This is a genomic window from Bacteroides thetaiotaomicron VPI-5482 (assembly GCF_000011065.1).
GTDB classification, from domain to species: domain Bacteria; phylum Bacteroidota; class Bacteroidia; order Bacteroidales; family Bacteroidaceae; genus Bacteroides; species Bacteroides thetaiotaomicron.
Window position 1 is genome coordinate 636,465 of the sequence record NC_004663.1, and the last position, 14,356, is coordinate 650,820.

Annotated in this window: 14 protein-coding genes; 3 read left to right on the plus strand and 11 right to left on the minus strand. The window is 38.4% G+C overall.

Annotated features, from left to right (window positions below):
• Positions 1–8 precede the first annotated feature (8 nt).
• Positions 9–1,013 carry a hypothetical protein gene (locus BT_RS02530; protein ID WP_008765035.1) on the minus strand — a complete coding sequence of 335 codons (1,005 nt, stop codon included), beginning with the start codon at positions 1,011–1,013 and terminating at the stop codon, positions 9–11.
• Between the two features lie 174 nt (positions 1,014–1,187).
• Between BT_RS02530 and BT_RS24820 the strand changes: the two genes are divergently transcribed.
• Positions 1,188–1,319 (plus strand): hypothetical protein, encoded by a 132-nt coding sequence (locus BT_RS24820; RefSeq protein ID WP_256365442.1) that lies wholly within the window; start codon positions 1,188–1,190, stop codon positions 1,317–1,319.
• A gap of 396 nt (positions 1,320–1,715) precedes the next feature.
• Here BT_RS24820 and BT_RS02535 read toward each other — a convergent pair whose 3' ends face one another.
• The 4 genes from BT_RS02535 to BT_RS02550 form a co-directional block, all read right to left on the minus strand.
• Positions 1,716–2,741: a TQO small subunit DoxD gene (locus tag BT_RS02535; RefSeq protein ID WP_008765036.1), complete on the minus strand. Its 1,026-nt coding sequence runs from the start codon at positions 2,739–2,741 to the stop codon at positions 1,716–1,718.
• 153 nt (positions 2,742–2,894) lie between these two features.
• Positions 2,895–3,257 carry a DUF2023 family protein gene (locus BT_RS02540; RefSeq protein WP_008763079.1) on the minus strand — a complete coding sequence of 121 codons (363 nt, stop codon included), beginning with the start codon at positions 3,255–3,257 and terminating at the stop codon, positions 2,895–2,897.
• Positions 3,258–3,290: 33 nt separating this feature from the next.
• Positions 3,291–3,797, minus strand: coding sequence for a flavodoxin FldA (fldA, locus tag BT_RS02545; RefSeq protein ID WP_008765037.1), 507 nt, complete (start codon positions 3,795–3,797; stop codon positions 3,291–3,293).
• A gap of 183 nt (positions 3,798–3,980) precedes the next feature.
• Positions 3,981–5,156, minus strand: a complete 1,176-nt coding sequence (locus BT_RS02550; protein WP_008765038.1) for a phosphoribosylaminoimidazolecarboxamide formyltransferase — start codon at positions 5,154–5,156, stop codon at positions 3,981–3,983.
• A 203-nt stretch (positions 5,157–5,359) separates the two neighbouring features.
• Between BT_RS02550 and BT_RS02555 the strand changes: the two genes are divergently transcribed.
• A complete protein-coding gene (locus BT_RS02555; RefSeq protein ID WP_008763082.1) occupies positions 5,360–6,064 on the plus strand; it encodes a hemerythrin domain-containing protein in 705 nt (234 codons plus the stop codon).
• Positions 6,054–6,665, plus strand: a complete 612-nt coding sequence (locus tag BT_RS02560; RefSeq protein ID WP_008765039.1) for a response regulator transcription factor — start codon at positions 6,054–6,056, stop codon at positions 6,663–6,665. Before BT_RS02555 ends, BT_RS02560 begins: the two co-directional genes overlap by 11 nt.
• 583 nt (positions 6,666–7,248) lie before the next feature.
• Here the strand turns inward: BT_RS02560 and BT_RS02565 are convergent.
• The 6 genes from BT_RS02565 to BT_RS02590 form a co-directional block, all read right to left on the minus strand.
• Positions 7,249–7,872, minus strand: coding sequence for an acyltransferase (locus tag BT_RS02565; RefSeq protein WP_008765040.1), 624 nt, complete (start codon positions 7,870–7,872; stop codon positions 7,249–7,251).
• A complete protein-coding gene (locus tag BT_RS02570) occupies positions 7,854–8,768 on the minus strand; it encodes a glycosyltransferase family 2 protein (protein ID WP_008765041.1) in 915 nt (304 codons plus the stop codon). Before BT_RS02570 ends, BT_RS02565 begins: the two co-directional genes overlap by 19 nt.
• A gap of 15 nt (positions 8,769–8,783) precedes the next feature.
• Positions 8,784–9,944 (minus strand): sugar transferase, encoded by a 1,161-nt coding sequence (locus BT_RS02575; RefSeq protein ID WP_008765042.1) that lies wholly within the window; start codon positions 9,942–9,944, stop codon positions 8,784–8,786.
• Between the two features lie 12 nt (positions 9,945–9,956).
• A complete protein-coding gene (locus BT_RS02580; RefSeq protein ID WP_008763087.1) occupies positions 9,957–10,322 on the minus strand; it encodes a response regulator in 366 nt (121 codons plus the stop codon).
• 241 nt (positions 10,323–10,563) lie between these two features.
• Positions 10,564–13,026 (minus strand): LruC domain-containing protein, encoded by a 2,463-nt coding sequence (locus tag BT_RS02585; protein ID WP_011107306.1) that lies wholly within the window; start codon positions 13,024–13,026, stop codon positions 10,564–10,566.
• 212 nt (positions 13,027–13,238) lie between these two features.
• Complete coding sequence (locus BT_RS02590) at positions 13,239–14,279, minus strand: asparaginase (protein WP_008765045.1); 1,041 nt, start codon at positions 14,277–14,279, stop codon at positions 13,239–13,241.
• Positions 14,280–14,356: the final 77 nt, after the last annotated feature.

A 14,356-nucleotide genomic window follows, 5' to 3' on the forward strand; every position in this document is an offset into this window, starting at 1 on the left:
AAGACAACTCATTTGCTCGTTAGTGGTAGTTGTTCATTACTCCATTCGGTCAATATTACATTAAAATCAGCCAACATTAAATCAAAGTCATACTTAACCTTCTTATTTAGTTTGTTTGTTATATGACTTAATGCTGATAGGATATATTCGCTTAATCTTTTTTTTTGTTCAGAATGATTCAGTTCACTAAATTCTTTTTCAAGGGTTATCACTGCTTTTACTTTTCCAGTATCTGTTCTGAATGGTCCAAACTCAAAGCGATTTCGAAGATAATATCCATTCTTTTCAATCTCTTGTTTGGTAAACATTGTTAGTAATTTGGGGTATAATTCTTTTTGTCTCAATTTCAGTTTTTCATCAGCGATAACGTAATTGCATTTACAGCAAACATGGTCGTAATAACTAAATGAACACTTTAGAATAATTTTATTGACAGCCTGACCATACAATTCAGGTCGCATTTGTTTGTTTAATTTTGATTGTAAATCATTCTCAATACTTTCAATAACAACCTTAGAGTTCTCATAACAGTTACCAATTGTACGTTCAATCCAAATGGGATTTTTAGGAATCCAATTTCGTTGACTTCTAAGTTCTATACCTTGTACATCTTCTTTCGTTTTATATTCCCATGCTATGGATTGCCTCTGAAAGGGATCATCCGGGCTGAAATGATAACTTGTCCTTCCTGCTTCCATGGTAAATCCGTTTATTCTTCTTGACCAAATGGCTTCGACGAAACGAGGCTCTCTGTGTTTATTGACAAAGCAAGTCATCGGGTTTCCATTAAAGAAAGAGCCTCTTAATGCCTCAAGGGCCTCATTAGATCCCCAACCTATGATTGCCAAACTCTCGCAAACCCGAACTGCATTATTCCACTCTTCTACATTTTTGTAATCCGCATATTTAAGAAATTCAGCGAATAAACTATCTCGCAATTTGTCAATATCATTTTGAGATTTCAAAAAAACTTCAAGTTCGTTTAATTCTTCTATTTCAAATATTCTGTTCATTTGTTTTTTATTTTAACCGCTAATGTCCGGCAGATAATTGACTATTAAGGTGCTTTATCAGTTTGTTAGCAATCTAATTCATTTCTATTTAATAATTCATCAATATTATGCCTCTAAAAATACAGTTTTGTCTGATCACCCACAAAGGAATTTGTTAGTTTTTTCCTCTATCCTATGAAAAAGCATCCCTTGACAGTCAACAATGATCTGTTGCATGATATGTTTGATCAGGAAAAGGTAAAGAGCGGGCTCGTTTTTATCTTTACCATGCTAGGCTGGTATTTATCCACAGGATGTGCGAATTGATATTCTCCCCCTTTTGCATATATTGGAAAGGATATGTGTAATAGCAAAAAGTGTGATACTTTCTGTGATATCCTTTCTTTTTGATTTGATTTAAAGTAATTCCCTATCGTTGTATATTGTAGAATTGCCTCAAATAGCGGTTTCTCGCTCTCTGAAAGTAGTTCTTCTACTCCCGGACCGGCTCTCAGAGTGCTTCAGCACGGGGCTTAGTAGCGTGAAGAGTAAGGTTAGATAAGGTATATTGTGCGTATAGTGTAACTACAGCCTGCAAATAGCGTAACTATATCCTGTAAATAGCGTCAGTATCTACTCCCCATAAATAGCAAAAACAGTTTGTACGATATATATTTCTTTCCACAAAGTCCGTCTTTTGTTATTAGATTTTTCTGACTTGATTTAATTGACGGTAATTTTCTCTTTCCAGGTTATACCACTTATATCTGTCAGAATTAGTTCGTAGTCACTTTTGGGCAAGTCCATAAAAACATCACTTCTGATTGTAAGAGTTGCTTTACTTCCTAAAGGAATGATGAGGCTGTGTTTTCCCGGAGCTACTTTGGCTACATAGTCATTTTTTATTCGGGTAAGTGGGAAGCGGGCTAGCTCTTCTCCATTCTTTTGAAGTATTGTTTTTCCATTCTCGTCTTTTAGTGTTATGCCGATCAGGAAGGAACCGTACACGTCGGCTCCTTCTATCCGGTATACTTTGAACGTGAGGATATCCTCTTGAATCTTTGCATTGGATATTTTCAGTTCCGGTTTGACCGATTTGTTGTGCAAAGGTCCCCAAATACCGTTATGGAAGACTTGGTTAGTATATAAGGTCAGTATGAAAAGCAGTACTGCACCGCTTATTGCGACTTTACTGAATTGCTTGATAGATAGTGGAAGTTCACCGGAAGTAAGCCATACAAGCCATTTGTTCTTGGAAAGTTTTGGTAATAACAGATAATCCAAAGAATATTTTCCACCACCGGACAGGAAAATAGTGAATCCGGCTGACACTCCCAAGATGCCGATTTGCCATTCGTCGAGGCAGGTAGTGCCCAGCCAGCCGGAGCCTAAAAGAATGCCGAATGCCAGACTGAATACGCCGATACTCATTAATCGTGTGAAGAAACCGAGCATATAGAGTAACCCGACGATGCCTTCTACTAATGTGAAAATTACCATTGCCCACCAAAGTAAATCCGGTGTGCTGACCAAGTATTCAATAATCGGTTTGATACCAATGGAATTGGGAAGGAAATGATTGAACTTTTCTCCAATGTATCCGGTGGCATCCGGAATGAGTTTGTTTTCGAGAACGAGTCTGCGCCAAAAAGCTGAAAAATAAGTCCAGCCTACGATCAGTCGTAAGGAGAGAGTGAAAATGCCCGCAAGTACGTAGGCTTTGGATGGTTCTTGTTGTTGTGTCAGCATACTGTTTGTTGTTAGTTTGTTATTGAGAGAATCGTTTCTTATTAGAACAAGTTTCCAGTGGAAAATGTTTTTATGAAAACCTGTTTTTTTTGAAACGATTCTACTCAAGATAAACTACATACAAAACAAAGCTAACAATGCAAAAGTTATTCTTTAAACGGCTATCTTTATACCTTCTTTTTTATTACAATACCGTTTGCATTGTTGGCAAAGGTCGTATCCCAGCATGGCTCCCAAGATGAAGTCCTCTTCGGCAGACAGTTGATTCAAGGGGCGAATGATGATATGCCGCATGGCTTCCATACATTCGGGTTTGCCGAAAAACAGATTAATCTTGTTAGTACCTACTTCTTGTATCATATAACTGATCTTCTGATTCTTCAGCCGGCGGATGGCAAACTCTTCGTGCTCTCTGCTCATCGTATAGAGTACCATGTTGCGTACGCCTTTCTTGAACTCATAAATGTGGTTGAGGAAAATCCGGATTTCTCCGGGAATGATTCTTTCGGTAGCCATGATGTAAACTGTTATTTTATATGGAGATAAAGATTAGCTGATTTCTTGTTTTACTTGTTCAACCCATGCGCTGATACGTTCATCTGTCTGACCGTCTTCATTGACTTCGTCGAGTGGAAGACCTACGAACTTGCCATTAACGACAGCGATAGAAGAATCGAATGTATAACCGGCTGTGTCCACCGCTCCACAGAATTTGCAGCGGGTATCTTTCAGTTCTTCATAAAGAATACCGATAGCATCACAGAACGTATCGCTGTAAGAATCGGAATCACCACAACCGAACAAGGCTACATATTTGTGAGACAGATCGCATTTCTTTAAAACTTTAATACCGTCGTACCAGTCATCCTGCAATTCACCGGCTCCCCATGTGGAACTGCCCAGTACCAGTACATCATATTCACCGACCAAAGCTTCAGTGAGTTTGGATACATCATAAATATGTGCGGAAGGAACATCTAGTTTCTCTGCAATCCGACGGGCAAGGTCTTCTGTTGTTCCGGTAGTGGAACCATAAAATACTCCAATTTTATTCATCTTTGATTCTATTTTAATGTGATGGTGCAAAGATAGAGGGTCTCGGAGAAATAGGAAATCCCCATTTATAGTGGAATAATTGCTTTATTCTCATTATAAATGGGGATAGCATAACGTTTCGGATCTATAAATAGGTTAAAGCCAACAAACCTGATATAAATCTTAAAATATAGCAGAAAACGATTAATGATGGAACAAGCGAATGCCTGTGAATGCCATTGCCATATTGTACTTGTCGCATGTACCGATAACATGATCATCTCGTACAGAACCTCCCGGTTGTGCGATATAGCTTACACCGCTTTTGTGTGCACGTTCGATATTGTCTCCGAAGGGGAAGAATGCGTCAGAGCCTAAAGCTACGCCAGTCATTGTATCCAGCCATGCACGTTTCTCTTCGCGGGTCAGGACTTCCGGCTTTTCTGTAAAAAACTGTTGCCAAACGCCGTCTGCCAATACGTCATCATGATCTTCTGAAATATAAACGTCGATAGTATTATCACGATCTGCACGGCGGATTTTTTCAATCCAAGGCAGATTCATCACTTTCGGATGTTGGCGGAGATACCAGATATCTGCTTTATTTCCTGCAAGGCGCGTGCAGTGAATGCGTGACTGTTGTCCTGCACCGATACCAATCGCTTGTCCGTCTTTTGCATAACATACGGAATTGGATTGTGTATATTTTAAGGTGATTAAAGAAATGATTAGGTCACGTTTGGCTTCAGCTGGAATTTCCTTGTTTTGTGTGGGCATTTCCTTCAAAAGACTTTCGTCTATTTTCAGTTCGTTTCTGCCTTGCTCAAAAGTCACTCCGAAAACATCTTTGTGTTCAATAGGAGCCGGGCGGTAAGCCGGATCTATCTTGATCACATTGTAAGTTCCTTTTCTTTTATTTTTCAGGATTTCCAGAGCTTCGGGAGTGTAATCCGGTGCAATCACACCATCGGATACTTCACGGTTGATAATGCGTGCAGTCTCTTCATCACAAGTATCGGACAATGCGATGAAGTCTCCGTAAGAAGACATACGGTCGGCACCACGTGCGCGTGCATAGGCTGTTGCCAGTGGAGACAGTTTTACATCATCCACAAAATAGATTTTCTTCAGAGTGTCACTCATTTCTACAGCCACAGCAGCACCTGCCGGGCTGACGTGTTTGAATGATGCGGCAGCCGGAAGTCCGGTAGCTTCTTTTAGTTCTTTAACTAACTGCCAACTGTTGAATGCATCCAGCAGATTGATGTAACCGGGACGTCCGTTTAATACCTCAATGGGTAGTTCGCCTTCTTTCATGAAGATACGGGCAGGCTTTTGATTTGGGTTGCAGCCGTATTTCAGTTCGAGTTCGTTTGCCATATTATTTAATTATGAATTACTGATTACAAATTGATAGCGACAAAATTACTAAAAAAAGAATAGCCAGCCTAGCCTCCTGTTATAAATTAGTAACAAGTAATTAGTATTGGGGAAACTGTGAGTAGCGAAAATACCTATTTGTGGTGATTGCATATCCTCGAAATATTCCGTTTCTTTGCAGTCTCTAATATAAATAGGTGTAAATGGATAATTTGCAAAAATACAAACCAACTGATAAGATGATTGATCTCATCAGTGATAACTATTCCTTGTTACAAGTGATGAGCCGTTTCGGCCTTTCGTTGGGATTTGGCGACAAAACAGTGAAAGAAGTTTGCGAGCTTAATGGAGTAGATTGCAGGACTTTTCTGATTGTAGTCAACTTTATGTCTGAAGGTTTCTCACGGATGGATGGAAGCAGTGAGGATATTTCTATACCAGCACTAATCGATTATCTGCGGCAAGCCCATATTTACTTCCTGGACTTTTCCCTTCCTGCCATTCGTCGTAAACTGATTGAAGCGATTGACTGTTCGCAGGATGATGTAGCCTTTCTGATTCTCAAGTTCTTTGATGAATATACACGAGAGGTACGTAAGCATATGGATTATGAGGAGAAAACGGTATTCAAGTATGTGGATGCGCTGATAAATGGCAATGCTCCCCGGAATTATCAGATTAGCACATTCTCCAAACATCACGACCAGGTGGGAGAGAAGCTGACAGAACTGAAAAATATCATCATTAAATATTGTCCTGCCAAAGCCAATGAGAATCTGTTGAATGCGGCTCTTTTCGATATATACGCCTGTGAGGCCGGCTTGGAATCTCACTGCAAGGTTGAAGACTATATTTTTGTTCCTGCCATTCTGAAGCTGGAAAGGAGGATTAGGGAAAATGAAAAATAACGAAGCCATTCGAATTGCGATCGCCGAAACCTCAGTGATTATCCGGGGTGGGCTGACCGCTGCATTGAAGCGTCTTCCTAATGTGAAGGTGCAACCTATAGAATTACTTTCAGTGGAGGCTCTGAGTGATTGCCTGCGTACGCAATATCCGGAAATGCTGATTGTAAATCCTACTTTTGGTGACTACTTTGATGTAAATAAGTTCCGGGAAGAAACTGCCGGTAAGAAAATACGTTTGATTGCTTTGGTTACCTCTTTTGTAGATGCCTCTTTGCTGACTAAATATGATGAGTCGATTTCTATCTTTGATGATCTGGATATTCTTTCTAAAAAGATTCATGGTCTGCTAAATCTAGCTTCGGAAGAGGAGGAGCTTGACAATCAGGAAACGCTTAGCCAACGGGAGAAAGAGATAGTGGTCTGTGTGGTGAAAGGTATGACGAATAAAGAGATTGCAGAGAATCTTTTCTTGTCTATCCATACTGTCATTACTCACCGAAGGAATATCAGCAAGAAGCTGCAGATACACAGTGCGGCTGGTCTGACTATTTATGCGATTGTAAATAAGCTTGTTACGCTCAATGATGTGAAAGATTTATAACCTTCAAAGAATGTTATAAAATCTGAAACCGTTTGCGAACACGGAATCTTTTTGTACCTTTGCAGTGCAATTGAGAAATTGCTATTAGTTTAAAAGGTAAAAGAAAAGATTATTAAGGTATTAGATTTAAATAATTAAGGTTTTAAATTTTTTAGTATTCAATAGGACATTTTTGGTAAAAGGTAAAAAGGATAACAATAGGTAAGAAGTTTAAAAGGTAAAAAGAAGATTAGTTTTCAGGAATTGAGGTAATAAAAGAAAAGCCTTCCTGGCTTTTCTGATGCTGCGGCGAGTGGTTCCCTTCTAGGAATTGACTCGTTTTTTGTTTATAGACGCAGGGGAGCTGAAAGGTATATAAATACCGGGATTGCTAATGGCCGGGATTGGTATAAAACAAAATCCCGACGAAATCGCTTCGGCGGGACTCTATTTCATTTTTACTTAAATGTGGCTACGTAATAAAATTATGACTAATTAATTCAATTCTGATACTGCAAAGATAGTGCGTTTCTGTATCTGTCACAATCCCCTTTATAAGGTATATTGCGTAGCTGTTCTCACTATTAATGATTAGTGGTGGATATCATTTTACTTTTTTCCACTCTTTCGTTGCGAAATCATATGATTTGATCACTTTGGCAGGGCAACCGGCACAAATAGAGTATGCCGGGATGGAACGGCTGACAACGCTTCCGGCAGCCACTACACAATGTTTCCCTAAAGTTACTCCCGGCAGTATGACGGAGTTTGCACCTACCCATACATCATCCTCAATAGTGACAGGCTGTGTACTTACTCCTTGTTCGTCGATTGATTTCTCCGCATCTTGATAGTTATGATTAAGTCCTGTGACTGTTATATTCTGTGCAAGATTCACATGATTCCCTATACGAACCGGACCGATAATGGTATTTCCTAATCCGATGCGGGTATAATCTCCAATGATTAAATCTCCTACCGCATTATTAAGGCAGGAAAAGTCTTCTACTACCGAATAGCGCCCTAGCGAGAACTGATTAAAAGGAGGAAGGTCTTTGCGGACACTGCGATAAATTACGGAACCTTTTCCACGTTTCAGATATACAAAATAGAAAAGGCGTATCCACCAGTTGGGACGTGTCTTTACGGGATGCATAATAAAACGATGTACGGCTTGTTTCAAAGCCGGATTCTGTTTGATTCGCTGTTTCAGTGTCCTTTTCTCCATATTGAATATTTTTGTTTCTTTTTATCTTCTACTAAATAATTCGGTATTGCCAGACTGTATGTGATTGCCAATCCTAAAAGCAATATCCACCATTTGAGTGACGAGGTCCAGTGGTATCCTGTTATCAATAAAGTCCAGATACTGACGAAGGTACATAATTTCATCGGAGAAGGTATCAGCTGCTGGGCTATACGGTTGCAGAAATTCCAGTTGCCTTCTAATAAAGACGGCAATAGATAAGAGAGGGTCTTCCGTATGCGCCTGCGATAGGGATAAACAGGGGCTGAGTCACAATGTACAATCACATCCGGCAGATATTCAATATATATATTCTGTTTGAATAACTTCCGTTCGAGATTTGTTTTGGCAGTTCTTTGATTCTTCTGTAGCCATTCTAAGTCGAAAGCCATATTGGTTCCGAAAAGACTTGAAGAAAAGCCGATCTGAGTATTCCCCGATCTGAAAAGACTGTTATTGATTTCTTCGGATAGAGCATGGAAACGTTTCCGTACTCCCTTACGATTATTAATGATCGTGTGTAACTGCATTGCCTGTATTCCGGCATCGTAGGCATTATAAATCTTTTCCAGAAAATGGGGTGATAAAGCACTGGCTTTATCAGAAAGAAGGATGACTAATTCGTATCGTTCTTTATCTAATGAATCAATTGCTTCCAGCAGATCTTTATATGTGATGAATTCATATGCTTCCTGTTGGTATATTGAAGGAAGGAGGCTTCCGTAAGGAACTAATATGGCACACTGATATTGTTTTCTGGCTTTGGGATAATTGGAATGTTTGAAATGTGAGGCAACAGCCAATATGAAAAGGTATAGGAGCAAAAGCCCTATACACAAAAAGAAGAAATCGTCTGCTATGTAGATAAAGTTGTCCATTCTGCAGTGAAAGAGTTATACGTTCTCTTTTTGAACGAATGCAGTAACTGTTTTCAGAATGATTTTTATGTCCAGTCCGAAAGAGAAGTTTTTTGCATATTGGATATCCAGTTGCTTGCGTTCTTCTGCGGAGAGTTTACCCGCTTCACCTCTTTTTTCAACCTGCCACAGTCCGGTAAGTCCGGCTGGTCCCATAAAACGGTCGATATGTTCATCGCTGGTCAGTAACTCTGCCTCATAGAGTGGGAGGGGACGATTGCCTACTATAGACATATCTCCTTTGAGGATATTGATAAGCTGTGGTAATTCATCAATGCTGTATTTACGGATAAAACGTCCTATCTTTGTGATTCTGGGGTCATTCTCCAGTTTTACGAAAGCATTACTTTTCTCTTTTGATTTCTTGTGAATATAGTCTTCTTCCGAAATTACAAAATCGTCGGATATCAGGAGAATTTCTTCTTCGTCTGCTTCTTCAGAGACATTGGATTCTTCTCCCCATATATCTTCTTCCTCTTGTTCTTCCTGTTGGTATTGGTTGAGGGCATTGAAATCCTTCAGATGTTTATCAGCGTCGGTATACATCGAACGGAATTTGAGAAAATCAAATATCTGATAATTGCTTCCTACACGTTTGGATTTATAGATAATCGGCCCTTTGCTCTCCAGGCGAATGGCTATAGAAGTTGCTATTAAAAGAGGAGAAAGGAAAAGTAATGCTATTCCGGAAAAGAATATATCGAAGATTCTTTTCCACGAAGGCAAGCGAAAGGCATTTAAATTCTGTGTTTTGAGTTGCAGCGCTTCTATTTTTTGTTCTTTTCTACGTATGAGAAAAGTTGACAGATCTTTCAGTACTTCACTGTTGGTTTCATACTTAATCGTGTTATTAACTCCTGCCTTCAAGTATTCTGTAGCTTCTTCCTTAGTAATGGAATCTATAACTAGTACCATATAAAGCCCTGGATACATTTTTCGTATAGAGCGAATATCGGCGATATCTTTTGATAGTTCTACCTGCTCAATAAATAAAGCTGCATCGTATTTTTCTCGTATCTTGTCTAGCACTTTAGTTGCCTTATAGCAGTTTGGTGCTGCATAGAATACTCCGGTACTTAATTTCGAAAACAGTTCTATTGTTTTGTTGTGTCTGCCTATGTAAACAAAATATTGCATTTAAAGGCTGTATTAGTCGATAATCTTTTTGATTCGGATTTTTAGTTCCAAAGGATTGAATGGCTTCAGAATATAGTCTTCTGCTCCTTCTTCCAGTAATTTGATCCTTTCCGTGGTACTTTCTTCGCTGGACAGCATAACGATGGGAATTGACTTGAATAACTCATTGGCTTTCATGTATCTGAGGAATTCATCTCCTCTCATTAGCGGCATACGGATATCGGAAATAATGAGATCGGGTACATTACCTTCATTAAGCCAATCTATTGCTTTAATAGGATTTTCCAAATACATAACATCGTAATCCTTACCTAGATATATACTTGCAACTTTTCCAATAGTCGCTTTATCGTCAACTAATAGTATCTTTTTTTTCATACAAATAGAACCTTTCTATCGCTTGCTTTGCTACTTGATTTATATAGATTAAATTGAATCTCTTGTCTTTGTTTCACTTCGTGCAAATATATATATAATTTTAGAATAAATTTCCAATTAGCAGAAGTAAAATTCATGGAGATTATTATTTTTATTTATTAATAGAATATATCTGATACATTTAGTGAGGAAAAAAACACGGATTTCATTTTTTTTATGAAATCCGTGTTGATAAGGGAGATTAGTTTTTATTTGTTTGGAATACCTTGTTTACATCAAAATCATTCCACCATTTTTCATTTTCTGTACCACCGCTCGTTACCCAGTCGCTGAATTGTGAATAAGCAGTTTTGATATTTACATACTCTAAAGGCCATTTGAAATTGGAAGGAACCATGATACCCCATGCCAGATTCTCTTTACTGATATAATATTTTTTGCTGCCATGATGACTGTTATCGTTGTTTCCGCCAAACAGATCGGTGTTTGCGAGTTTGGTTGGTTGATAGCCTGCAACATGTATTTCCTTACGTGGGTTTCTGTTGCCGTCTACGATGATAAAGACATTCAAATTGTTGACATTAAAAGCATCTGCTGATATTGTCGGATTATTGAAGGTAATGGAGAAACTGATATTCTTAGGTTTGGTATTGCCTGCATAGTCTGAGACAGTATTAATCTGCTCATACCGATCTCTTCCCAATACTTTATGAGCATCATCAAACAGAGGAATCACAGCATAATCCTGACCACTTTCGATATTGTTATTATTTAGATTGAAATTCTTGGCAAGAGTATTGTCACTGAATTCAACTGACTGTGTAATGGCATTGGCGGGTACATTGTCCAGCATAATAGCTGCTCCGATGCTTTTGGTTGCTCCGGCTGCGGATAAGTCAATACTTAACTCGAATTTTGTTACTTTATTCTCTTTATTAGTATATATTTTCCTTTTCTGAATGGTCAGAACGATATCATTCATATCATAATCTCCATATAGTGGCCATTGGTCTTCGAAGAGGTAAGTATAATCTTTGTTGTCTTCCACTTCAATAGGGAATTCAGGATCTTCCGGGTCAGGGGTAGGGTCAGGTATTTCTGAAAGTTCACCACATGAAGTAATGATTGTTTTGGAACCATTCGGGATATATAATTCTACTGAATTTTCCATAATGTAATTAGGGTTATTGGCAGGTACCCCTTTGGCGAATTCCCCTTCCGGGCATTCAATATCCAAATTACCATTGAACTTAGTTGTCCAACCAGTAGATATGCTTTTTGTGGATTTTATTAATGAACGAGTTCCGGCAGCTTTAAAAGTGACATTAGGAATATCCATTATCTCTGCTTTTATCATAGAACCATTATTCAGTTCAAAAGTGCTTCCGCTATTACCGCATTTAAAAGATGGAATAGCTATAAAAGTACCATTTTCTACGCCACCAGCCAATATACCTTTATTCATTATGATAGTTCCGCTTGTTCCTCCGAATTCGAAAGAATTTTGGGCATAAAGACTGCAATTATTAGTAAAAGTAGGGTTACCGCCATTATCATTACTTATTTTTTGAGCATTAACAGTTCCATCATTTACACCAATCCCACCTATAATGAAAGTTGGAGTATTAATTGTTGCTTCAGTTCCATTATAAAAATAGCATGTTGCATCTTGAGAATTAAACTTTAATGCACCTTCTTGAATAGTCAATTCTCCAAAGTTATAAATAGCTCCTTTGGTAAATACGGACTGTTCCCAAGAAGCAACAGATTTTCCTGTAACATTAATTGTGGCTTTAGGAGCATTGTATAAAATAGACGTCGTATTCAAGTCCTTCATACTATTGACACTAATTGTTCCAAAATTTTTCAGTAATACTCCTATGGCAGCAAGATTGATGTTATTGCCAATAAGACTTCCGCCTGATTGAATCGTTAATATTGAGTTGTCAGCAATAAGAAAACTCGTGAATGAATCGGTGTTGATTTTTCCACCCTTCAAAATAATAATATCTGCACTTTGTATTTGGTTTTGCGAGGGTGTCCATTCACCTTCTACAAATATGGTAAATCTTCCGCCATTCAAATATCCACTGGTATGGTTGATTTCACCATTAAATTTGTTTTTTATGATATAGCTTTTGCCTGCTTCCAAATGATGATTTGATTGATTCCAATTAGTATTACCTGTAAGTTCAATAGCTCCTGTGGTATCATAAGTTTCTTCGGGATATTTTTCTGGAATATTATAGCTTCCGATGGTCGCTTTTGCAACTCTTGTAGTCCTTGAACCTACAAATTCTTTATTTTTAGATACATCCCATGTACTAATAGACACTCTGCTTCTAGAGTCTGTCTTACGAATATATAGGTAATTAGTTCCTTCTGTATAATTTATTTCTTGTGAAAAAGCTTGACCTTTCTTGGCAACTCCTTTGGCAAGTATATGGTAATCAGACGTTGAAAATGGATTTGCGTCCAATATTTCTATTTGGTTGTAAAGTTCATCATCAATTTCTATGTTTAGAATACTAGTTGTAGTCATATTCCAGTCAAATCCATCCGGTGCAGCAAAACCGTCTCCCATTGGATTGGCTGTCTGATAAGACGGATCATATAGATCCTTCTCGGAATCTACGCAACTGGATAACATGCTTACTATTGCTATCGCAATAATAGATGTAAGCAGAATTGTTTTTTTCATCATAATGTCTATTGTTTGATTGTTTTTTTGTTTGCTGCAAAGATAGTTGTATATTTTGGATTAAAGATGTATTTATTGATATTTCTTGTGTAAAAAGCAACGATAATTCCGTTTTGGTTCGCTTTATATGAAAAACGAAAGAAAAACCTCCTGATTTTTTCTTTTGCAGAAATATTATAGAATGAAAATCAGGAGATTACTATAGAGATTTTTTTTTAGGGTTTGGTAATTTCCCCTATTAAACAAGAGTTCATTTTGTATCGGATGTCTTTATTAGATAGTCCGTGTCCCAGCAAAAACATCAGTTTAGTTACAGCACATTCGGGAGTACTGTCATATCCACTGATAACACCTGCTTCGAGTAGATGCATTCCGGTCTCGTAACGTCCCATTTCTACTGCTCCGGAAGCACATTGTGTGATGTTAACAATGATAATTCCACGATCAGTAGCCTCTTTTAATTCCCGGATGAACCATTCTTTTTGCGGTGCATTTCCTGATCCGAATGTTTTCATGACGACCGCTTTCAATCCGGGGACATGGAGTAGTGAATGAATGATCTCCTCCTGGATGCCGGGGAAAAGAGTTAATATTACCACATTCGTATCAAACAGATAGTGTGGCTTTAGTGGTTTGTCCGGGTCCGGTTTGCGAATAAGGTTGGGCTCGTATTTAATATGGATGCCTACGCGTGCCAATGGCGGGTAATTGAAAGACCGGAAGGCATTAAAGTTCTCAGCATTGATTTTTGTGGTACGATTACCCCGCATCAAGTGATTTTCAAAGAAAATACATACTTCGGGGACAATAGCTGTACCGTCCGGATTCTTGGCAGCAGCAATCTCGATTGCAGTGATCAGATTTTCTTTTCCGTCCGTACGCAGCGTTCCGATTGGCAATTGAGAACCGGTCAGAATAACAGGCTTACTCAGATTTTCGAGCATAAAACTTAGGGCAGAAGCCGTATAGGCCATTGTATCCGTTCCATGCAAAATTACAAAGCCATCGAAATAGTCGTAATTATAGTTGATGATCTTTACAAGTTTTGCCCAGTAAGCTGGTTCCATATCCGAGGAGTCGAGAGGAGGATCGAATTGATAGGAGGAAATGCGATAGTTGAATCTTTTCAGCTCAGGAACGTGCTTGAGCAAATGGTCGAAATTAAAGTTTTCTAAGGCACCTGTCTCCGGATTTTCTATCATTCCGATAGTTCCACCCGTGTAAATTAACAAAACGGAAGGGGTCTCTACTCTCATAATTGATGAATTTCTGTTAAAACGCTGACAAAGATATAGATTAATTGCGAATTATGAATAGTAAATGATGAATTTGT

What these genes read in the sequence shown, in the direction of transcription:
- BT_RS02550 (WP_008765038.1), bottom strand. Translation starts at nt 5,156, where the DNA reads ATGGCAAACGAACTCGAACTGAAATACGGCTGCAACCCAAATCAAAAG.
- BT_RS02585 (WP_011107306.1), bottom strand. Translation starts at nt 13,026, where the DNA reads ATGATGAAAAAAACAATTCTGCTTACATCTATTATTGCGATAGCAATA.
- BT_RS02570 (WP_008765041.1), bottom strand. Translation starts at nt 8,768, where the DNA reads ATGGACAACTTTATCTACATAGCAGACGATTTCTTCTTTTTGTGTATA.
- BT_RS02565 (WP_008765040.1), bottom strand. Translation starts at nt 7,872, where the DNA reads ATGGAGAAAAGGACACTGAAACAGCGAATCAAACAGAATCCGGCTTTG.
- fldA (WP_008765037.1), bottom strand. Translation starts at nt 3,797, where the DNA reads ATGAATAAAATTGGAGTATTTTATGGTTCCACTACCGGAACAACAGAA.
- BT_RS02590 (WP_008765045.1), bottom strand. Translation starts at nt 14,279, where the DNA reads ATGAGAGTAGAGACCCCTTCCGTTTTGTTAATTTACACGGGTGGAACT.
- BT_RS02530 (WP_008765035.1), bottom strand. Translation starts at nt 1,013, where the DNA reads ATGAACAGAATATTTGAAATAGAAGAATTAAACGAACTTGAAGTTTTT.
- BT_RS02540 (WP_008763079.1), bottom strand. Translation starts at nt 3,257, where the DNA reads ATGGCTACCGAAAGAATCATTCCCGGAGAAATCCGGATTTTCCTCAAC.
- BT_RS02555 (WP_008763082.1), top strand. Translation starts at nt 5,360, where the DNA reads ATGGATAATTTGCAAAAATACAAACCAACTGATAAGATGATTGATCTC.
- BT_RS02560 (WP_008765039.1), top strand. Translation starts at nt 6,054, where the DNA reads ATGAAAAATAACGAAGCCATTCGAATTGCGATCGCCGAAACCTCAGTG.
- BT_RS02575 (WP_008765042.1), bottom strand. Translation starts at nt 9,944, where the DNA reads ATGCAATATTTTGTTTACATAGGCAGACACAACAAAACAATAGAACTG.
- BT_RS02580 (WP_008763087.1), bottom strand. Translation starts at nt 10,322, where the DNA reads ATGAAAAAAAAGATACTATTAGTTGACGATAAAGCGACTATTGGAAAA.
- BT_RS02535 (WP_008765036.1), bottom strand. Translation starts at nt 2,741, where the DNA reads ATGCTGACACAACAACAAGAACCATCCAAAGCCTACGTACTTGCGGGC.
- BT_RS24820 (WP_256365442.1), top strand. Translation starts at nt 1,188, where the DNA reads ATGAAAAAGCATCCCTTGACAGTCAACAATGATCTGTTGCATGATATG.